Here is a 17,947-nt window from a genome sequence, read left to right as displayed (position 1 = left end):
CCTTGTGACAACCTAATTTTGTTTTCTTATAAAACGCCATTGGAAGCGCAACTTATCATAATAAGGAAATTCAATATGCAACATCCCTAAACCTAAGAAAAGACTTCCTAAAACATCTGTTGGATAATGAACTCCTAGATAAACGCGAGATGTCATGATTGTAAGAATGAATACCATGAGTAACACTTGCAGCAAATGTCTGAGATGACGATTTTTCACGCGCTGGCTCACAATAATCACTAACGCCCCAACAACTAATGTCGAAGCCAAGGCATGTCCACTCGGAAAAGAAAATCCACCTTCTTCTACTAAATGTTGGATCGTAGGACGAGGACGTTGATAGACATTTTTCAAAAGAGCCACTAAAATTCCCGTCAAAGCAAGATTTCCAGCCAAAAGAATCGCCTCACTCCACCATTTTTTATAAAGGAAAAGACCAACTAAAACTACAACCCAAGTTATAATAACGGGTATGTTGATTAGACTTGTCACGTTAGAAAAGAAAAATGTCAAAGAATCTGGTAAATCCCCACGCAAAATTGTCTGAATTGGCCAATCAAAGCCTTTTAAATAATTAGGATGAAACTTGACAACATATCCTAAAATCACAAAAAGTAAAAGGGCAAAAGAGCCCTTGGTTAAAAACGTTTGTTTATTTTTCATACTTGATTAAAATTGGTTTCAAAAGCAGATAAATCAGCCAGAAAGCAACTGCAAAAACCACACCTTCTAATAGATTAAATGGAATGACCATTGCAAATAGATAGTTTGCCACGCCCAGAATCTTTGAAATATCAAAATTAGCAAATGTTGCATAGAGTGGAATAGCATAGGCATAGTTGAGAATCAGCATTGCCAAGGTCAATCCGAGCGTCCCCACCACAGAAGCGATTAGAAAACGAACGGTTGTCTGCTCTTTTTTCCAAATCAAAGCAAAAGCAATTACGAAAACAGCAACCGCAATGATATTCATCGGCAAGCCAATATAAGTATTGACGCCTTGATTGTTCAGCAGCAGTTTGAGCGCCGAACGAACCAATAAAATGCTCAAAGCACCACCTAAATCCAGCACCACTAATCCCAGTAAGATTGGTAAAATACTGAAATCTAGCTTTAAAAAGCTAGCCCCCGGTAAAATCGGGAAATCAAAGAACATCAGCAAAAATGAAATTGCTGAAAGAATGGCAACAACAGCCATTTTGCGTGTATGTGTCATAACAGGTTCCTCCAATTTATAAAAATTAGAGAAGCTGGAAGGCTTGCTGAAGAACGATTTCTCTAAATCAACGGAACCTTTGAAATAGTATAAGAAAATTTCCTTAAATAAAATTTAAAAGCTGTACTTTTAGACCTTCTTCATTGCCTTTCGTCTTCTCCCATCCAGACTGTACTGTCGGTTGTGGAATTGCACCACATCAGCTTACGCTCGCGGACTTAAAACAGCTATCCAGTTGGCAAAGATTTTGTTTTTAAATGAAGTGGCGTTTCAAAGGTACACAAAGAAACTACAACGCTATATAAAAACAAAAGATTGTCAACAGCTGCAAATTACCGCCGGTCGGGAATTTCACCCTGCCCTGAAGACCCTTTAATCATAACAAAAAAAGCCTGCTAGAGCAAGCATTTTATCCGATGTCGTCCATTCTTTTAAGAAATCCTATTTTAATTTGTCATGTGCATAGTGATGTACTAGATCTAATCCTGTAAAATCTTGCTGGCGCAGGGCTTCATACACCATCATACAAACTGTATTTGACAAATTCAGACTTCTGACATGTTCATCATTCATAGGAATACGCAGGGCTTTTTCAGAATGATCACGCATAAAATCTTCTGGCAATCCCTTATCCTCACGCCCAAACATGAAATAGTGATTTCCAGCAGTTGCAAAATTTTCTTCCGCATAAACCTTCTCCGCAAACTTAGAAATCAAATACAATTGTCCATCCATTTTACTCATGAACTCTTCTAAATTGTCATAATAAGTAATGTCCAGCTTATCCCAATAATCCAAGCCAGCTCGTTTCATCTTACGGTCATCAATCGGAAATCCCATTGGTAAAATGATATGAAGAGGTGAATTGGTTGCCGCACAAGTCCGTGCGATATTTCCTGTATTTTGAGGAATTTGTGGTTCAAAAAGAACAATGTGATTTTGAAATGTTGTCATATGTTATAGCCTTCTCATCTATCTTAGTGAACTATGATTGCTATCAAGCAAAAAAATAGCCACACTGCCCGGAGTCAAGCTCAGCAGACAGCGTGGTTAAGACATCATTAACTTACATCACAACAGGTTTGAGGTAAATCAATGAAGGTACTTTTTTAGTATATCACTTTCTTTGTACATGTCAATAAAAAAACCTAATTATTTGGTAATTTTTTAAAATTTATCTTCTCGGTTTCATCAGAATACCTTATTTAAACAAAATATGCATTTTTCTTTCTTCAAAGTGATGAAATTTTAGTAAAAAAAAGTATGATAGGATAGGATACTTGGGAGGTATAACATGAAAATTATTGTCGTTGGTGGCGGTAAAGTAGGCTCTGCACTTTGTCGTTCACTTGTGGCTGAAAAACACGATGTGATTCTCATTGAGCAAAACGAAGCCGTACTGAATCGCATCACCAAGCGTTATGATATTATGGGCATTGTTGGTAACGGTGCCAATTTTAAAATTTTAGAGCAAGCTGATGTAGCGCATTGCGATATTTTTATTGCCATGACAGAGCATGACGAAGTCAATATGGTATCAGCTGTGTTGGCTAAAAGAATGGGAGCAAAAGAAACGATTGTTCGCGTTCGCAACCCAGAGTATTCAAATTCTTATTTTAAAGAAAAAAATATCCTTGGTTTCTCTCTCATAGTCAACCCTGAATTGCTAGCAGCACGCTATATTGCAAATATCATTGAATTTCCAAATGCGCTTTCTGTTGAGCGATTTGCCAATGGACGCGTCAGCTTAATGGAATTTAAAGTTAAGCAAAATAGTGACCTCTGTCAGATGACCATGTCTCAATTTCGCAAAAAATTTGGCAATGTCTTGATTTGTGCCATTAACCGCAATGGACAATTGCTCATTCCAGATGGTGAAATTACCATTTTGCAGAATGATATAATCTATGTCACTGGAAATCGGGTGGATGTTATTCTTTTCCATAATTTCGTTCGACCAAAAGTTATAAAAAGTTTGATGCTCATTGGAGCAGGGAAGATTGCTTATTACCTACTCAATATTCTAAAAAATAGCAAAATCAAACTGAAAGTGATTGAAATCAATCCAAAGCATGCTGAATGGTTTAGCCAAGAATTTCCACATTTACATATCGTTCAAGGTGACGGTACTGCAAAAAACATTCTGCTAGAAGAAAGTGCGCAACACTATGATGCTGTTGCCACTTTGACTGGTGTCGATGAGGAAAATATCATTTCATCGATGTTCCTTGAAAGCATGGGCGTGCAAAAAAATATCACGAAAGTCAATCGAACTAGCTTGCTTGAAATCATTGACAGTCAGGAATTTTCAAGCATTGTAACACCAAAGAGAATCGCTGTCGACACGATTATGCACTTTGTCCGCGGACGTGTGAATGCCCAATATTCTGATTTACAAGCCATGCACCACCTTGCCAATGGACAAATCGAAACCCTGCAATTTCAAATAAAGGAAGAAAATAAAATGACTGGAAGACCACTTTCCAGCCTCAAACTGAAAAAAGGTGTCTTGATTGCTGCCATTATCCGAAATGGAAAACCTATTTTCCCAACGGGGGAAGACCACATTCAAATAGGCGACCAAATCATCGTCACGACACTAATCCAAAATATCACGCAAATATATGATTTGTTAGAGAGGTAAGCCATGAATAGAAGTATGATTCGTTTCCTCCTCTCAAAATTGTTAATCATTGAAGCAGGACTGCTACTGATTCCCCTCATTGTAGCATTTATCTATCATGAACCCAATCAAAACCTGCTCTCAATTAGCGCTACAATTGGCATTCTCTTGGCAGTTGGACTTTTAGGTAGTGCTGTTAAGCCTAAAAATCATCACATTTATGCCAAGGAAGGGGTTTTAATTGTCGCCTTATGCTGGATACTTTGGTCCTTCTTTGGGGCGCTTCCTTTTGTTTTTTCAGGACAAATTCCTCATCTCATCGACGCTTTCTTTGAGATCAGTTCAGGCTTTACAACAACTGGAGCTTCTATCTTACCAGACGTCTCTGTTTTGTCACATTCCTTACTCTTTTGGCGTAGTTTTACCCACTTAATCGGAGGTATGGGGAGTACTCGTCTTTGCTCTTGCTATTATGGAAAATAATAAAAATAGCCATTTGGAGGTGATGCGAGCGGAAGTTCCCGGTCCTGTCTTTGGTAAAGTCGTCTCTAAATTAAAGGACACTGCACAAATTCTCTATTTGCTGTACTTAGCACTTTTCGCTATTTTTGTAGTGATTTATTATCTGGCAGGAATGCCTTTATTTGATAGTTTTATCATTGCCATGGGAACAGCGGGAACAGGAGGTTTCGCAGTTTACAATGATGGTATTGCTCACTATAACAGCTCTCTCATTACGTATCTAGTCAGTTTTGGAGTACTTATCTTTGGAGTGAATTTCAATCTCTATTACTTTTTACTATTGAGGAAATTTAAAGCATCCTTTGGCGATGAAGAATTGCGAACTTATCTCATTATTGTAGCATCTGCAACGATTTTCATCTGCCTTAATGTCTTTCATATCTATCAAGACCTCTCTCAAACTTTGGAGATTTCATTTTTTCAAGTCTCTAATATTATTACTACAACCGGCTTTGGTTTTGGAGACATCACGGCTTGGCCACTCTTTTCTCAGTTCATCCTCCTCATTCTCATGTGCATAGGAGGTTCTGCTGGTTCAACCGCCGGCGGTTTAAAGGTAGTTCGTTGCTTAATGCTAGTTCGCATTGCTAAAAATCAAGTATTGTCCACCCTCTCACCAAAGCGTGTATTGACTCTGCACGTCAATCATAGTGTCATTGACAAAGACACTCAGCATAAAATTTTAAAATATCTCGTTTTGTATACGATGATTATCATCTTTCTCATTTTCATCGTTAGTTTAGATAATAATAACTTAATGACAGTCGTCAGTGCCGTTCTTAGCTGTTTCAACAACATTGGGCCAATGTTAGGAACAACTGATAGCTTTGCCATCTTTGGTCCTATTTCCAAACTCTTACTCTCTCTTGCCATGATTGCAGGGCGTTTAGAGATTTACCCAATGATCCTGCTCTTTATGCCACAGACATGGTCCAAACGATAGCATATCGCCTAAACGCTGGTCATAAAACTAATATCTCAGACTGTAGACAAACCACCATTTTGGTAGGTTTGTCTTTTGTTTTCTAGAGGAAATGCTCCTTTGGATTGTTATTTTATTTTCTTTTATCAACTAAGTCATAAATAAAAGCCGTAAGAAACCTGAATTTCCTATGGCTTCGTTTGTCTATTCTTTTGTAAATACAAAATTTTGTAAGTCAACAGTCTCACAATATTAAAATTCAAGAGCAAATATTTTGACAAGGTTAAATTCTGGGTGATAAAATGGTTCAAAATAAAAACGTTTTCAAATAAGAAATAATTTTATTCTGTAGCTTCACCAGCTCTGTTTATTAACCTACAAATGATTAAGGAGTACAGAACAATGCCTTTAGAAATAATTACTAAAGAAGCATTTAAGCAACATTATCAAAAAGCGAAACGAAAATCCTTTATCCAATCCGTAGAAATGTCTATTCTATTGAAAAAAAGAGGATATAATGTTGAGTTCATTGGCTTCTTTGATAACAATCAATTACAAGTATCAGCATTATTATTTAGTACAAAAATGACAGGTGGTCTATACCTAGAAATCAATTCTGGGCCTGTTGTCACTAATTATGAGCTCTTGCCTAAATTCTATGAAGAGTTAAAAATCTATGCAAAACAATTAAATGCTATAGAGCTGGTTGTGAAACCCTATGATATTTATCAAGTCTTCAATAGTAAAGGCGATCCCATTAGTACAGAAAAGAAGGAACTTGTATCTATGCTCACCAACCTGAATTACCAATTTGATGGCTTGCAAAAGGACTATCCTGGAGGTGAAGGTGATTGGCATTTTGTAAAAGACCTAGATGACTTAACAGAAGAAACATTACTAAAGTCTTTTACTAAACAAGGAAAATCATTAGTCAAAAAGGCTAAAACATTTGGTATAGAACTGCATAAACTTAAACGTAATGAGCTTTATAAATTTAAGCAGATTACTTCATCAACTTCTGAACGTCGCAACTATAATGATAAGACTTTAGATTATTATGAAAAATTTTATGATAGCTTTGGAAGCAATGCAGAATTTATTATAGCGAGCATAAATTTCAAAAATTATCTGGAGCATTTACAAAATAATCAGAATGAATTATCTAAAAAGATTAAATTACTACAAGATTATCTTGAAGAAAACAACCATTCCTCTGAAAAAAAAACTGAATCAATTTCGAGAACTATCTAGTCAATTTGAAACGTTTGAAATATGAAAAAACGAAGCATACCAACTATTAAAAAAGTATGGAGACAAAAGTACAATATTAGCTGGCAGTCTTTTTGTATACACTCCCCAAGAAACGGTCTATCTCTTTTCTGAATCCTATCCTGAATTTAACAAATTCTACGCACCCGCTCTTTTGCAAGATTATGTAATGCGAGAATCAATCAAGCGAGGTATTCCCTGTTACAACCTTTTGGGTATTACTGGTCATTTTGATGGTTCTGACAGTGTACTTCGTTTTAAACAAAATTTCAATGGTTATGTCCTGAGAAAAATGGGAACTTTTAGATATTATCCTTCCCAGTTTAAACATATAACTATTCAGATAATTAAAAAAATTTTAAATAGATAAATCCTAAAATACCTTCCATGGTTTTGCTACACTTGCTTAAAAAACCATGCAAACCAATATAAAATCTTCATTAGGTGTGTAATCCTAGTGAGATCTTTGTGATTAGCAATTTATTGTGTTCATCTCAAAAAGCAACAATAACTCTTACTCATTCTCAGCTGAGATTGGTTTACTATCTACTTCTTATCAGATAAGCTATGATGATTCTATTTAAACACAAAAAAGAATGTTAGAGACAAATTAACATTCCATAATTTTTCACTCTGATTATATTATAGAGAAAGCATTTTTGCACTATTTTAAAGTTTACCGTATAGGAACTAAATGAAACCACAATTTAGTGCGTAGTCTCATCTTCGAAACATACTACATGTTATCTTTCACTGCGACTGCTACCATTCTAGCTTTGGCACGCACCTGACCCGCTACTGTCATCTCCATTGCCACAATGGCTTTTCTTTGGCCTAGTTTTTCAAGTCGAGAGATAACCGTAATTTCCTCATCAATGGGCGTTGGACTTTTATAATCTATTTCCAAGCGAGCTGTGATAAATCGTCCAATGACCGTTTCTTCTGTCAAATCTAAGCCCTTATTTTGATGAGCAAACCAGGCTGCTGAAGCGGTACCATGACAGTCAAAAATCATGGCAATCATACCGCCGAATAGATTAGCTGGAACACCACCGGTATACTGTTGAGCTGGTGTTATCTTACTAATGCAGCTAGTTCCGTTTAGACTAGGATAAGTTTTTAAATGTAAGCCTGACTCATTCTTAGGACCGCATCCCCAACAATGCTGGAATCGCTCACCATAAGTACCTTGAATAGCAATATTTCTTGTTTCCAAAACCATTTGTTCTCCTTTTTAAAATTAAATTTACAAGCGCTTTCATGATTATTATATCAATCTTTAAATGAAGAGTAAATACGAAGTAGATTCAAGATAGTTTAATCGTTCGTCTAAGCTGACTTTATAGAAAAGATAGTTAGATTTCACACAGCGAATGCCTTTAAAACTTTTCAATTTTCATTGAGTATGAGATGAACCAGCAACAAAAGGCCAGCGAGAAATACAAAAAACGAGCAACTTTGATTTTCTGTTAGTTAGAATGTCAAAATTATTCGTTTTTCTTATTTGTACTATTAAGTTATAGTATTTTATAAAGAATCTCTGGTTGACCTCTTTATAGAGGATGCGTCTCAACCTTTTTCTTTGTCTTCTGCATAATTGCGCTTCAAACTAAAAACATCTGGTACAGGATCATCTCCTCCTTCTGCCCAAGGATGACAACGCAAAATACGTGCAATTCCCATTAAGACACCTTTAGCACCGTGCTTTTCAATCGCTTGAATCATGTAATTTGAGCAAGTCGGCTGATAGCGACAAGAAGGTGGAAAGGCTGGCGAGATAAACTTTTGATAAAAACGCACTGGTGCGATAAAGATTTTTTTCATCATTTTTTCTTCGTCACAGCTAGGTTATGTAACTGGCTGACCTCTTTTTTATTGAGACGGCGAGCTTCACCCGGACGAAGACCAGTTAAATTCAAATGACCAAATTGCGTACGAGAAAGTTTATCTACTTGCAAGCCAACAGCTTCAAACATCTTTTTCACTTGGTGATTTCGTCCTTCATGAATGGTCAACTGAACAACCGAACGATTCTTAACCGGGTCTACTTTCAGAATTTCGTAAACCGCTGGTTTGGTTTTTTTGCCATCAACTTCCACACCTTTGGTCAAGGGACGGAGAACTTCTTTATCAGCCACCCCCTTGACACGAGCTACATAGACCTTATCAATTTCATTTCGCGGATGAATCATCTCATCTGTAAAATCGCCATCATTTGTCAAAATCAAAGCACCTGACGTATCCCAATCAAGTCGACCAACTGGATAGATTCTCTCTGTGACATTTGGTAACAAATCAACTACTGTTTGACGACCTTTGTCATCTGTCACGCTTGAAATAACACCCCGTGGCTTATTTAAGAGGTAGTACACTTTTTCTTCACTGTAAATCGGCTGACCACTGACCTCAACACGATCACCTAACTTAATCGTCGTCGCCAACTCACGAACAACTTGTCCATTCACAGTGACAAGCCCTTGTTTTATCAACTCTTCTGCCTTTCTACGGCTCGCAATCCCAGCATGGGCAATATATTTATTGATTCTCATCCTCTATCCTTTCAGTAAATAGCTGACTTTCTTCTGCTATTAACTCTGTCTCTTCTACTATTGGCAATTCTTCTAAGCTATTGATTCCCATATAATCCAAAAAATAATCCGTTGTCACATAAAGATTTGGGCGCCCTAGCACTTCTTTTTTTCCATTTTCACGAATCAAGTCAAACATCTGCAACTTTGAAATCGCACCACTAGAATTGACCCCACGAATCTCATCCACTTCCATTCTCGTAATAGGCTGCTTATAAGCAATAATGGACAAAGTTTCCAAGGCAGCTCTTGATAAACTTTGATTGATAGGGGCTTTTGAATATTCCCGCAACAATTCAGCAAAATCTTGCTTGGTAACAATTTTATAAGTATTCGACGTCTCTAACAAGGCAAGACTTGAATCTTCATCTTTTTGATACTTTTCTGCCAATTTCTCCAAACTCTGTGTCACTCCCGTAGGAGGCATAGAGAGGAGCTCTGCCAGTTGACGGACACGCAAGCCGTCCTCGCCCGCTACAAAGAGCAGGGCTTCAATCTCTGCTAACTTACTCATTTCTTTTTCCTATTAGATAAATATTCCCAAAATTTTCTTCTTGTATCACTTGAATTTCCTGAACTTTTACTAATTCCAATGTCGCTAAAAATAAGGTAATCACTTCGTTCATATCTTTTGTTTCTGAAAAAATGGCTTGCAGAGCAAGTTTTTCTTGAGAATAACAGCGCTCACGTATCACATCCATCATGTCTTCGATTTTATATTCATCTTTGACAATCGTTGTATGACTTTGAGCAAATTCTTCTCTTTTTTGCGTCATCAATTTAGAAAAAGCCAAAAACAAATCAATCGTTGTCTTATCATGGAGCAATGTTGCATCTTCATACACCAATTCAATTTTAGGTTTGGAATAATAAAGAGCTCGTTCTTCATGTTGCTCCGCCATTTTCTCACCTAACAATTTGAATTTCCGATATTCCTCAATTTGAGAAAGCAAATCTTGCTCCAAATCTTCTTCAGTTTCTAAGCTATCAGCTACTTTGGGTAAGAGTTTTCGGCTTTTAATCAACATGAGCTGACTTGCCATTACCATGTATTCACCCGTCACTTCTAACTTCATAGCTTGAAGCGTCGCTACGTAAGCCAGATATTGCTCAATGACCTCTGTAATCGGCACATCATAGATATCCATTTGGTATCTTGACACCAAATGAAGCAATAAGTCCAATGGGCCTTCAAAATCTTTAATTTTTATGTCCATTATCTATATTTTTCCAATGTCATCATTGTTTTCAAGCCTAAATTGCGCGCAATTTCATATATTTCTACACCTTTTTCTCGCTGACGTAAAATATATTGCTCCCGCAAACTCTGAGCTGATAAAGCAGCTTGTTTTTTTTCAATCAAAAAAGCTTCTAATTGACGAAAGCCCCATTGCCGCGAATAGCTTTTCCCATTCTTTTCTAACAAATAAGTTCCTTCCAGAGTTGTTTCCAGTTCTCCAATCAACTGGTCTGGAATGGGCACAATGCGCTTTTGACCTGCTTTCTCAATGCGAATAATCTGAAAATCCAGATTGACATCTGCTACCTTCAACTGCAAAATTTCGTTTGGTAAAAGCCCCATTTCTAGAATAAGTAAGGCAATTAAACGACCGTTGTATTGATTTGTATCTGCATAAAAATCAGACAAATCCAAAATTTCCGCATCATGTTCTTTCGGGATTCCCACTTTTGGCAACTCCAAACGATAAAAGTCTGAAATCAATCGTTGCTTATATAAATAATGCAAAAATTGATTGACAGCAGATAATTTTCGTTTTTGAACAGAAGGTTTGAAGTCAGCGATAGAAGCTTGGTAAATCCGCAGATTGGTCTCTGTAATTTTTGCATGGGTCACATCTACGAATTGCTCCAAATCATAAAAATAAGCTGTTTTTGAATTATCAGATAAATTTTTTCCTTCTAAAAAGGTTGTTATTTCTTCTTTCATTTTGGATGAATCTCGTATTCATTCGCAAAACTATGCAAAAGAGCATTAACTGCTTTTAGGATAGATTTGCGTGTAATAATTCCTTGAAATGTATTGTCCCGATCAACAACTGGCAAGAAGGACTCGTCTACTAACTTATGCAGCACTTCTGTCAATGTAAAATCCGGATCGACTGTCAGGTCATCTTTTTTCGCCATGTGAACAATATCCGTTGTCATAAATTCCTCATCAGGGATTTCATGCTGCATTTGGTAAGACAAGATATCTGTCAGCGAAATAGTTCCAACAAACTTTTTCTGATCTGTCACAACGGGTACTCGCGAATAGGTCATCTGACTCAACAACAAAATAGCATGATCAGCATTGTGAGTATCAATTAAAACAGCCAAGTTTTCTGCCGGTGTTAAAAAAGTATCTTCTTGCTGTAAGAGAAAATTTTCAAATTCTTTGGCAATCATCGAGTAAACTCCTTTGATAGGCGAGAATACAGTTCGTGTTGACGCGTATAATAGTCCACTTGAAATGCATCATCACTAATCTCTACCTTAGCATAAAGTCGCTCATTGATAACACCGCGCGGTCGGCTGATAGAACCTGGATTTAAAAAGAGTGTTTTTCCTTCCATCCACGCATCTGGAATATGTAAATGCCCATACAAACAAATATCTGCATTTACCTCTTGTGCCCAGAGATCCAATTTTTGAAAACCAAAATTGATCTGTTGAAGATGTCCGTGAGTTTGCGCAATAATGGTGCCGTTTAAGTCTGTCACTAAACGGTCTGGATACCCACCATAGAAATCCATGTTCCCTGCTACAACGTAAATTCCTTGCCACACTTCGTCATCACTTGGCAGCTCAGAATCACCATTATGAAAAATAGCATCTACTTTTCCTAGATAATAGGTCTTTATCTCTTCTACAATAGCACGATCTCCATGAGAATCACTCATTACGATGATGGTTTGTTTTGCCATGTTGGAAATACCTCCACTAATTTTTGAACTGCTTGAGCTCGATGTGATTGAGCGTTTTTTTCTTCCATTGTTAATTCTGCAGATGTTTTGCCTGTTTCACCTACTAAAAATAAAGGATCATAGCCAAATCCATTTTCACCTTTCGGCTCAAAATTGATATAGCCTGGCCAGTCAGCCTCTACGACCAGACTTTCTTTGTCAGGACTTGCCACTACCAGAGTGGTATGAAACTGCGCAGAGCGATCTTTCAAGTCGAAAACCATTGCTAATTCATGTAGCAATTTTGCATTGTTTTCTAAGTCTGTTGCATCATTTCCAGCAAAGCGAGCAGACCAAACTCCAGGAAGACCACCTAGTGCATCCACTTTTAAGCCTGAGTCATCCGCCAATACCATTTTGCCAGTCAGCTTAGAAATGGTCTCTGCTTTCAAACGAGCATTTTCTTCAAAAGTCATCCCAGTTTCTGCTACCTCTGGCAAATCAGGGTAGTCATTCAGGTTTTCAATTTTGTAGCCTAATTTTTCAAATATTTTACGAAATTCAGCAGTTTTTCCTTCATTGCGAGTAGCGACTAAAATCGTATCTCCGACTGTCAAACCTGACAAGTTTTTCTGAGAAAAGAAATCATTCAGCTGAATCCCATTTTTAGGCAAATGCACTAAAACTAACTGTCCCTTTTCCGTAATCAGAATAGCGCCCTTGTGAAATTGTGCCTGAAACTGTGAATCTTGATTTTCATTAATCATTTGCAGGACAAATTGAACAAAAGACATTATGGAATTATATTGAATCACTGCAACAGAAAAAGACTGCTCTTCAACTACTAATTGACGGAGCCCTTCTTCCATGCGACTCAATTCTTCTGAAACGACATCTTTAAAATAGAATCCACCACCATAGGGAGACCATTCTCCAACATACCAATCTTGGGTATCTTTATACTCATAAATTTTGCTACTCATAAGGTCACATGCTCCACATTTATTTCTTTATTTAACCACGTTTCTGCAATTTCAGCAAAACTTTTCGCATTTGCTGTTGTAAAAAAGCGGTGTTGAGGAAGTTCTCCTTCTCTGCTGTGATTGATTTCAAAATAATTGAGCAAAACAGAAATGTCCCGCACGCATTCTGCTCCACTATCAATCAGTTTCACTGTTGGTCCCATTACATTTTGAATGATTGGTTTTAGCAAAGGATAATGCGTACAGCCTAGCACTAAAGTATCTACCTTACCTTTTAACGGCATCAAACTCTCATAGACCACTTTTTTCGTAATGCTAGACGACAGCTCGTTAGACTCTACCAGTGGGACAAACTTGGGACAAGAAAGACTTGTCACCTCCACTTCCGGTAAGAGACGTTCGATTTTTTGCCGATAAATATCTGATTGAATCGTCATTGGCGTTCCAATAATGCCAATCGTCCCATGTTGAGAGGCTTTAATTGCTGCACTAGCTCCCGGTAAAATCACTCCCAAAACTGGAATATCCAATTTTTCTTTGATTTCTTCCCAAACCACAGCAGTAGCTGTATTGCAGGCAAGAACAATCATTTTGACATTTTTAGTTAAAAGAAATTGCACTAATTGCCATGTATATTCGCGAATCTGATCTGCTGGTCTTGGTCCATAAGGCGCACGTGCAGAATCACCGATATAAATCACTTCCTCATGTGGAAGCTGCCGCATCAATTCACGAACAACTGTCAAACCGCCCACTCCTGAGTCTAAAAAACCAATTGGTCGATTATCCATAAGTTCTTCTTTCTAAAGAAGGGACTGGGTGCAAGTCCCAAATCCCCATTCATTTATCTCTTTAAAAATCAAATTTTATACTGTTTTAACAGCTTATTTTTTCTTTTTAGCATTTTCAAGTGCTGCTTTTTGTTGATTTTTAATTTGACGATACACTTGTTGTACCTTTGCTTCATTTGGTTTTTGTCCATTTGCAGATAGCATTGTACGAACCGCATCAATATTCAAACGTGGATTGTCTGCAAATTCTTTTTCAATTTGTTTGCGAACTAGATACATTCCAGCGAGCATGCCACCAAAAAAAGCCACAATAATCAACAAAATAGCTAATAGTAAATTCATAAATATGTAATCCTCTTTTCCCTTTTTACATTTTCTTATTATATCAAAAATTGTCTATTTTTCAAAATCAAAGCCATACAAAGTTGCGAAGTAATCCTCTGGTATTTCAGCACGCCGAATCATTCGTACACCGCCGTCTTCTTCCAGTAAAATTTCAGCTGAACGAAGTTTAGCATTGTACTGATAGCCCATTGAAAAACCATGTGCTCCTGTATCGTGAATCACCAAGGTATCTCCAATATTGGTAATCGGCAGTTCGCGCTGAATGGCAAATTTATCATTGTTTTCGCAAAGACTGCCGACCACATCTACTATTTCTGTCTGTCCGTCTGGATGGTCTATATTTGTAATATGGTGATAAGCGCCATACATAGCAGGGCGCAGCAGGTTTACTGCTGAAGCATCTACACCAATGTAAGTGCGATAAGTTTTCTTTTTATGCAATACTTTCGTCACCAACAATCCATGAGGGGCCAGCATAAAACGTCCCAGTTCCGTAAAAATTTTAACCTTTCCTAAGCCTGCAGGTGTTAAAATTTCCTCATAAACTCGACGAACTCCTTGTCCAATCGCTAAAATGTCATTTGCTTTTTCTTCTGGACGATAAGGAACGCCTACTCCGCCTGAAAGATTGATAAAATCCAGATCCACATTGGTCTCAGCTACGACCTCAACGGCTAATTCAAATAGCTGATGGGCTAATTCAGGATAATAATGATTCATAACAGTATTAGAAGCTAATAAGGCATGAATCCCAAATTTTTTAACGCCCAAATTTTTTAAATCTTTAAATGCTTGGATGAGTTGTTCTTTGGTCATCCCGAATTTGGCTTCTTCTGGAGAATCCATAATATCTGTTCCCAACTCAAATACACCGCCTGGGTTATAGCGGCAAGAAATGATTTCTGGAATGCTCGCCACTTCCTGTAAAAATGCAACATCTTCATAAGCATCAAGATTGATAGTAGCTCCCAATTCACGCGCAAATTGCATTTCTTTTGCAGGCGTGTCATTGGACGAAAACATCATGTCATTTCCTGAAAAACCTACTTTTTGGCTCATCAAAAGTTCTACATAGCTGGCACAATCTACTCCACAGCCTTCTTCTTTCAAGATTTTCAAAATAGTTGGATTCGGAGTTGCCTTCACTGCAAAATACTCTTTAAATCCTTGATTCCAAGAAAAGGCTTTCTGAAGCGCACGAGCTGTCTCACTAATTCCTTTCTCATCATACAAATGAAATGGAGTTGGAAATTGAGCAGTGATTTCAGCTAACTTTTCGCGACTAAGAAATGGTTCTTTCATAGCAAGTCTCATACTTTCTTTTCATTTGCTTTATTATATCATAAAAGAAGAAGCCATAGCCATAAAAAAAGAAGCTGGAACCAGTCCAACTTCTGATATTCTTACGTTTAATTATCTCTTCCAAAAATACGAAGAATACTTAGGAATAAATTGATAAAATCAAGATACAAGCTCAAGGCCAATGAAACTGCCCAACCAGCTGCTACATTTCCTCCCGATTGCTCATAGACATAGCGGATTCGTTGATTATCCCAAGCAATCAAACCAGAAAAGATAATCACACTAATAATACTAATGATGAAATCCAGTCCAGAATTTTTAAGGAAAATATTCACCAAACTAGCGATGATAATTCCAATTAACCCTGCAATAAAAGCTCTGCCTAGACCAGACAAATCCTTCTTAGTAAATTTGCCAATCAGTGCCATCGCAAAAAACATTGCAGAAGAAGTAACAAAGGCTGCTAAAACTGTTGCTTGTGTGTAAAGAGCCAACACTAAACTAATCGTAAAACCATTTAAAGCCGAATAAACTAGAAAAGTTGGCAATGCAGCTGGATTGTTTTTAGCAGACATGCCCGAAGCTACCCAGACAAGGATCAGCTCAGCAAAAATTGCTAAGTAAAAAATCCAAGTATTTCCTGTCATGACAGACAAAATCACATCTTGAAAGATGGTCAGCATTAGTGCTGATACAAGAGCAGAAATACCAATCCCCATTCCAACTAAAGAGTATACTTTTGCATAAAAACTATTGATACCACTATTTTCTTGAATAACTGTATTGTTCATAAGCTCTCTCCTTTATTATGATATGTTACGATTTTAACATTTTTCGATGGAAAAGTCTTCTTTTAGCCATTCTTTTCCGAACTGGCGCCATGGCTTCCTTGATTGCCCAGTATTTATCCACCATAGTGACAATATAGCCTTCTTTATACCGTGGTGGTGCTACTGTTGCACCCCACATGTGTTTGATAATGATGTCTTCTTCTACTTTATTTAAATTGGTTACTTTCCGTGCATTTCGTACTGCTAAACGAGGGTGTACCCAAGCATGGCTTTTATTAAATTTCGTTTCCCGCCAATCGTAGTAAAACATATCGTGCAGAAGACCACCACGCGCGGTACTTTTTGCATCCCAACCTAATTTTTTAGCAATTTTATAGCTCGTATAACTAACATGAATCGAATGCTCCAAGCGATTGGAATAAATATGGTGTGTTATGGTTTTTAATTTCTGGACGCGTGGTTGAGCAATCAATTGTCCAACATGCTCCATATACTCTTTGTCTTCTTTATAAAGCATAGAACCACCTCCATGTGCTTCTAATTATAAATATATTTCTAAATTTTAGCTTAAAGCAAAGATGAGAATACCTGCTGCCACGGCGACATTTAAACTCTCAGCTTGTCCTTTCATCGAAATATGAATGAGGTAATCAGCTGCTTCTGCCATTTCAGAACTAATGCCCTGTCCTTCATTTCCCAACACAAGAGCAAAATTCGACAGTGGTGCTAACTTCCGATAATCCATCGAATCTTTTGAAAGCGTTGTTGCCAATATCGGCAATTGTGCCTGTTTAGCAAGGTCAAGAAAATCTGCTGTTTTTACTCGGTAAATAGGCAAATGAAAGTGACTGCCTTGCATGGAGCGTAGAGTTTTCAGATTGTAAATATCTGCTGAATGCTGCGAAATAAACACCCCGTCATAACCAGCCGCATCAGCTGTTCGGATAATCGTGCCCACATTCCCCGGATCTTGCACATCTTCTAAAAAAAGATATTTCCCTTTGAGAACGGAAGGAAGCATCTGTTTTTCAAAAGCAATTTCTGCCACGATGCCCTGCGGTGTTTTGGAATCAGCCAAATCCGCCAAAATTTCTGCTGTCACTACATGAACTTGAGGAAAATCCTGCACTCTGTCGACAAATTCTTCTAAAACAAAAATATGCTGAATGTTAGCTTGTGCATTGACTGCTTCTTCAAATAAATGCCAGCCCTCAATTAAGTATGAGTCTTTCCGATATTTTTTTTGAAGTAATTTTTTAGTATTTTTTACCACATTATTAGCTTTTGAGGTTATAATATTCATAGAACTATTATATCACAAAAAGGAGGCTCACATGCAAAAAGTAAGAATGATCGCACAAGGTCGCGTGCAAGGTGTCGGCTTTCGTTGGGGTGTTTACACACTTGCCACAGAAATCGGCGGTATCACAGGGCGCGTTTGGAATAATGAAGACGGAACTGTAGAGATTTTAGCACAAGCGAAGAATCCTGCACTCATGGCAAAATTTATCCAAGAAATCCGCAAAGGACCAACGCCATTTTCAAAAGTCAGCTATTTAGATGTCACAATGGCTAATTTTGATTCCTATTCAGATTTTAAAATTGCAAATTAGGTCCCAAGAACTATTGTATATTTAGGAAAAAAACAGTAGAATAGAAAGGTATTATTTTTTAGAAAAAGGAAACAAACAC

20 protein-coding genes, 2 pseudogenes and 1 riboswitch are annotated in these 17,947 nt (G+C 37.4%); of the genes and pseudogenes, 4 read left to right on the top strand and 18 right to left on the bottom strand.

The window, feature by feature from the left end; genetic code table 11:
- Window positions 1–12: 12 nt before the first annotated feature.
- The 3 genes from ANG_RS03630 to ANG_RS03620 form a co-directional block, all read right to left on the bottom strand.
- Window positions 13–663, bottom strand: a complete 651-nt coding sequence (locus tag ANG_RS03630) for a phosphatase PAP2 family protein (RefSeq protein WP_025271673.1) — start codon at window positions 661–663, stop codon at window positions 13–15.
- Window positions 653–1,216 carry an ECF transporter S component gene (locus ANG_RS03625; RefSeq protein ID WP_003031637.1) on the bottom strand — a complete coding sequence of 188 codons (564 nt, stop codon included), beginning with the start codon at window positions 1,214–1,216 and terminating at the stop codon, window positions 653–655. The genes ANG_RS03630 and ANG_RS03625 overlap by 11 nt, the downstream gene beginning before the upstream one ends.
- A 148-nt stretch (window positions 1,217–1,364) precedes the next feature.
- Window positions 1,365–1,589, bottom strand: a riboswitch (FMN riboswitch).
- Window positions 1,590–1,657: 68 nt separating this feature from the next.
- Window positions 1,658–2,170: a tRNA (cytidine(34)-2'-O)-methyltransferase gene (locus ANG_RS03620; protein WP_003038561.1), complete on the bottom strand. Its 513-nt coding sequence runs from the start codon at window positions 2,168–2,170 to the stop codon at window positions 1,658–1,660.
- 340 nt (window positions 2,171–2,510) lie between these two features.
- On the opposite strand from ANG_RS03620, the gene trkA reads away from it, so the two are divergent.
- The 3 genes and pseudogenes from trkA (at window position 2,511) to ANG_RS03605 (ending at window position 6,922) form a co-directional block, all read left to right on the top strand.
- The gene (gene trkA, locus ANG_RS03615; RefSeq protein ID WP_003038605.1) at window positions 2,511–3,860 is read left to right on the top strand and encodes a Trk system potassium transporter TrkA; all 1,350 of its coding nucleotides are present in this window, start codon (window positions 2,511–2,513) and stop codon (window positions 3,858–3,860) included.
- A gap of 3 nt (window positions 3,861–3,863) precedes the next feature.
- Window positions 3,864–5,304: pseudogene (locus tag ANG_RS03610) on the top strand (TrkH family potassium uptake protein).
- 381 nt (window positions 5,305–5,685) lie between these two features.
- Window positions 5,686–6,922 (top strand): annotated as a pseudogene (locus tag ANG_RS03605) (aminoacyltransferase).
- Window positions 6,923–7,288: 366 nt separating this feature from the next.
- Here the strand turns inward: ANG_RS03605 and ANG_RS03600 are convergent.
- The 15 genes from ANG_RS03600 to ANG_RS03530 all read right to left on the bottom strand — a co-directional run bounded on the left by ANG_RS03600 (window position 7,289) and on the right by ANG_RS03530 (window position 17,558).
- Window positions 7,289–7,774 carry an acyl-CoA thioesterase gene (locus ANG_RS03600; RefSeq protein WP_003038557.1) on the bottom strand — a complete coding sequence of 162 codons (486 nt, stop codon included), beginning with the start codon at window positions 7,772–7,774 and terminating at the stop codon, window positions 7,289–7,291.
- Between the two features lie 347 nt (window positions 7,775–8,121).
- Window positions 8,122–8,376, bottom strand: a complete 255-nt coding sequence (yidD, locus tag ANG_RS03595) for a membrane protein insertion efficiency factor YidD (protein WP_003038614.1) — start codon at window positions 8,374–8,376, stop codon at window positions 8,122–8,124.
- Window positions 8,376–9,101 carry a pseudouridine synthase gene (locus ANG_RS03590; protein ID WP_003038616.1) on the bottom strand — a complete coding sequence of 242 codons (726 nt, stop codon included), beginning with the start codon at window positions 9,099–9,101 and terminating at the stop codon, window positions 8,376–8,378. Before ANG_RS03590 ends, yidD begins: the two co-directional genes overlap by 1 nt.
- Window positions 9,088–9,654, bottom strand: coding sequence for an SMC-Scp complex subunit ScpB (scpB, locus tag ANG_RS03585; protein ID WP_003031630.1), 567 nt, complete (start codon window positions 9,652–9,654; stop codon window positions 9,088–9,090). The genes ANG_RS03590 and scpB overlap by 14 nt, the downstream gene beginning before the upstream one ends.
- Window positions 9,647–10,357: a segregation/condensation protein A gene (locus ANG_RS03580; RefSeq protein WP_003038518.1), complete on the bottom strand. Its 711-nt coding sequence runs from the start codon at window positions 10,355–10,357 to the stop codon at window positions 9,647–9,649. The genes scpB and ANG_RS03580 overlap by 8 nt, the downstream gene beginning before the upstream one ends.
- Window positions 10,357–11,088, bottom strand: coding sequence for a site-specific tyrosine recombinase XerD (gene xerD / locus ANG_RS03575; RefSeq protein ID WP_003038552.1), 732 nt, complete (start codon window positions 11,086–11,088; stop codon window positions 10,357–10,359). The genes ANG_RS03580 and xerD overlap by 1 nt, the downstream gene beginning before the upstream one ends.
- Complete coding sequence (gene cbpB, locus ANG_RS03570) at window positions 11,085–11,546, bottom strand: cyclic-di-AMP-binding protein CbpB (RefSeq protein WP_003038545.1); 462 nt, start codon at window positions 11,544–11,546, stop codon at window positions 11,085–11,087. The genes xerD and cbpB overlap by 4 nt, the downstream gene beginning before the upstream one ends.
- On the bottom strand, window positions 11,543–12,064 hold the full coding sequence (locus tag ANG_RS03565) for a metallophosphoesterase (protein ID WP_003038560.1): 522 nt from the start codon (window positions 12,062–12,064) through the stop codon (window positions 11,543–11,545). The genes cbpB and ANG_RS03565 overlap by 4 nt, the downstream gene beginning before the upstream one ends.
- Window positions 12,040–13,026, bottom strand: a complete 987-nt coding sequence (locus ANG_RS03560; RefSeq protein WP_003038538.1) for a nucleoside-triphosphate diphosphatase — start codon at window positions 13,024–13,026, stop codon at window positions 12,040–12,042. Before ANG_RS03560 ends, ANG_RS03565 begins: the two co-directional genes overlap by 25 nt.
- Entirely contained in the window at window positions 13,023–13,817 is a 795-nt protein-coding gene (gene racE, locus ANG_RS03555) for a glutamate racemase (protein ID WP_003038626.1), read from the bottom strand. The genes ANG_RS03560 and racE overlap by 4 nt, the downstream gene beginning before the upstream one ends.
- A gap of 93 nt (window positions 13,818–13,910) precedes the next feature.
- Window positions 13,911–14,159, bottom strand: coding sequence for a YneF family protein (locus tag ANG_RS03550; RefSeq protein ID WP_003031614.1), 249 nt, complete (start codon window positions 14,157–14,159; stop codon window positions 13,911–13,913).
- A gap of 54 nt (window positions 14,160–14,213) precedes the next feature.
- Complete coding sequence (locus ANG_RS03545) at window positions 14,214–15,464, bottom strand: diaminopimelate decarboxylase (protein WP_025271672.1); 1,251 nt, start codon at window positions 15,462–15,464, stop codon at window positions 14,214–14,216.
- Between the two features lie 107 nt (window positions 15,465–15,571).
- Window positions 15,572–16,255, bottom strand: a complete 684-nt coding sequence (locus ANG_RS03540) for a Bax inhibitor-1/YccA family protein (RefSeq protein WP_025271671.1) — start codon at window positions 16,253–16,255, stop codon at window positions 15,572–15,574.
- Window positions 16,256–16,280: 25 nt separating this feature from the next.
- Window positions 16,281–16,772 carry an HDIG domain-containing metalloprotein gene (locus tag ANG_RS03535; RefSeq protein ID WP_003031612.1) on the bottom strand — a complete coding sequence of 164 codons (492 nt, stop codon included), beginning with the start codon at window positions 16,770–16,772 and terminating at the stop codon, window positions 16,281–16,283.
- A 45-nt stretch (window positions 16,773–16,817) separates the two neighbouring features.
- Entirely contained in the window at window positions 16,818–17,558 is a 741-nt protein-coding gene (locus ANG_RS03530) for a TrmH family RNA methyltransferase (RefSeq protein WP_003038623.1), read from the bottom strand.
- 31 nt (window positions 17,559–17,589) lie between these two features.
- Here ANG_RS03530 and ANG_RS03525 point away from each other — a divergent pair, with 31 nt between their 5' ends.
- On the top strand, window positions 17,590–17,868 hold the full coding sequence (locus ANG_RS03525; protein WP_003038610.1) for an acylphosphatase: 279 nt from the start codon (window positions 17,590–17,592) through the stop codon (window positions 17,866–17,868).
- Window positions 17,869–17,947: the final 79 nt, after the last annotated feature.

The sequence above is a fragment of the Streptococcus anginosus subsp. whileyi MAS624 genome, from assembly GCF_000478925.1.
Taxonomy (GTDB): Bacteria; Bacillota; Bacilli; order Lactobacillales; family Streptococcaceae; genus Streptococcus; species Streptococcus whileyi.
The sequence above is the reverse complement of the archived record's forward strand: the minus strand, read 5'-3'. Positions and strand labels throughout refer to the sequence as shown.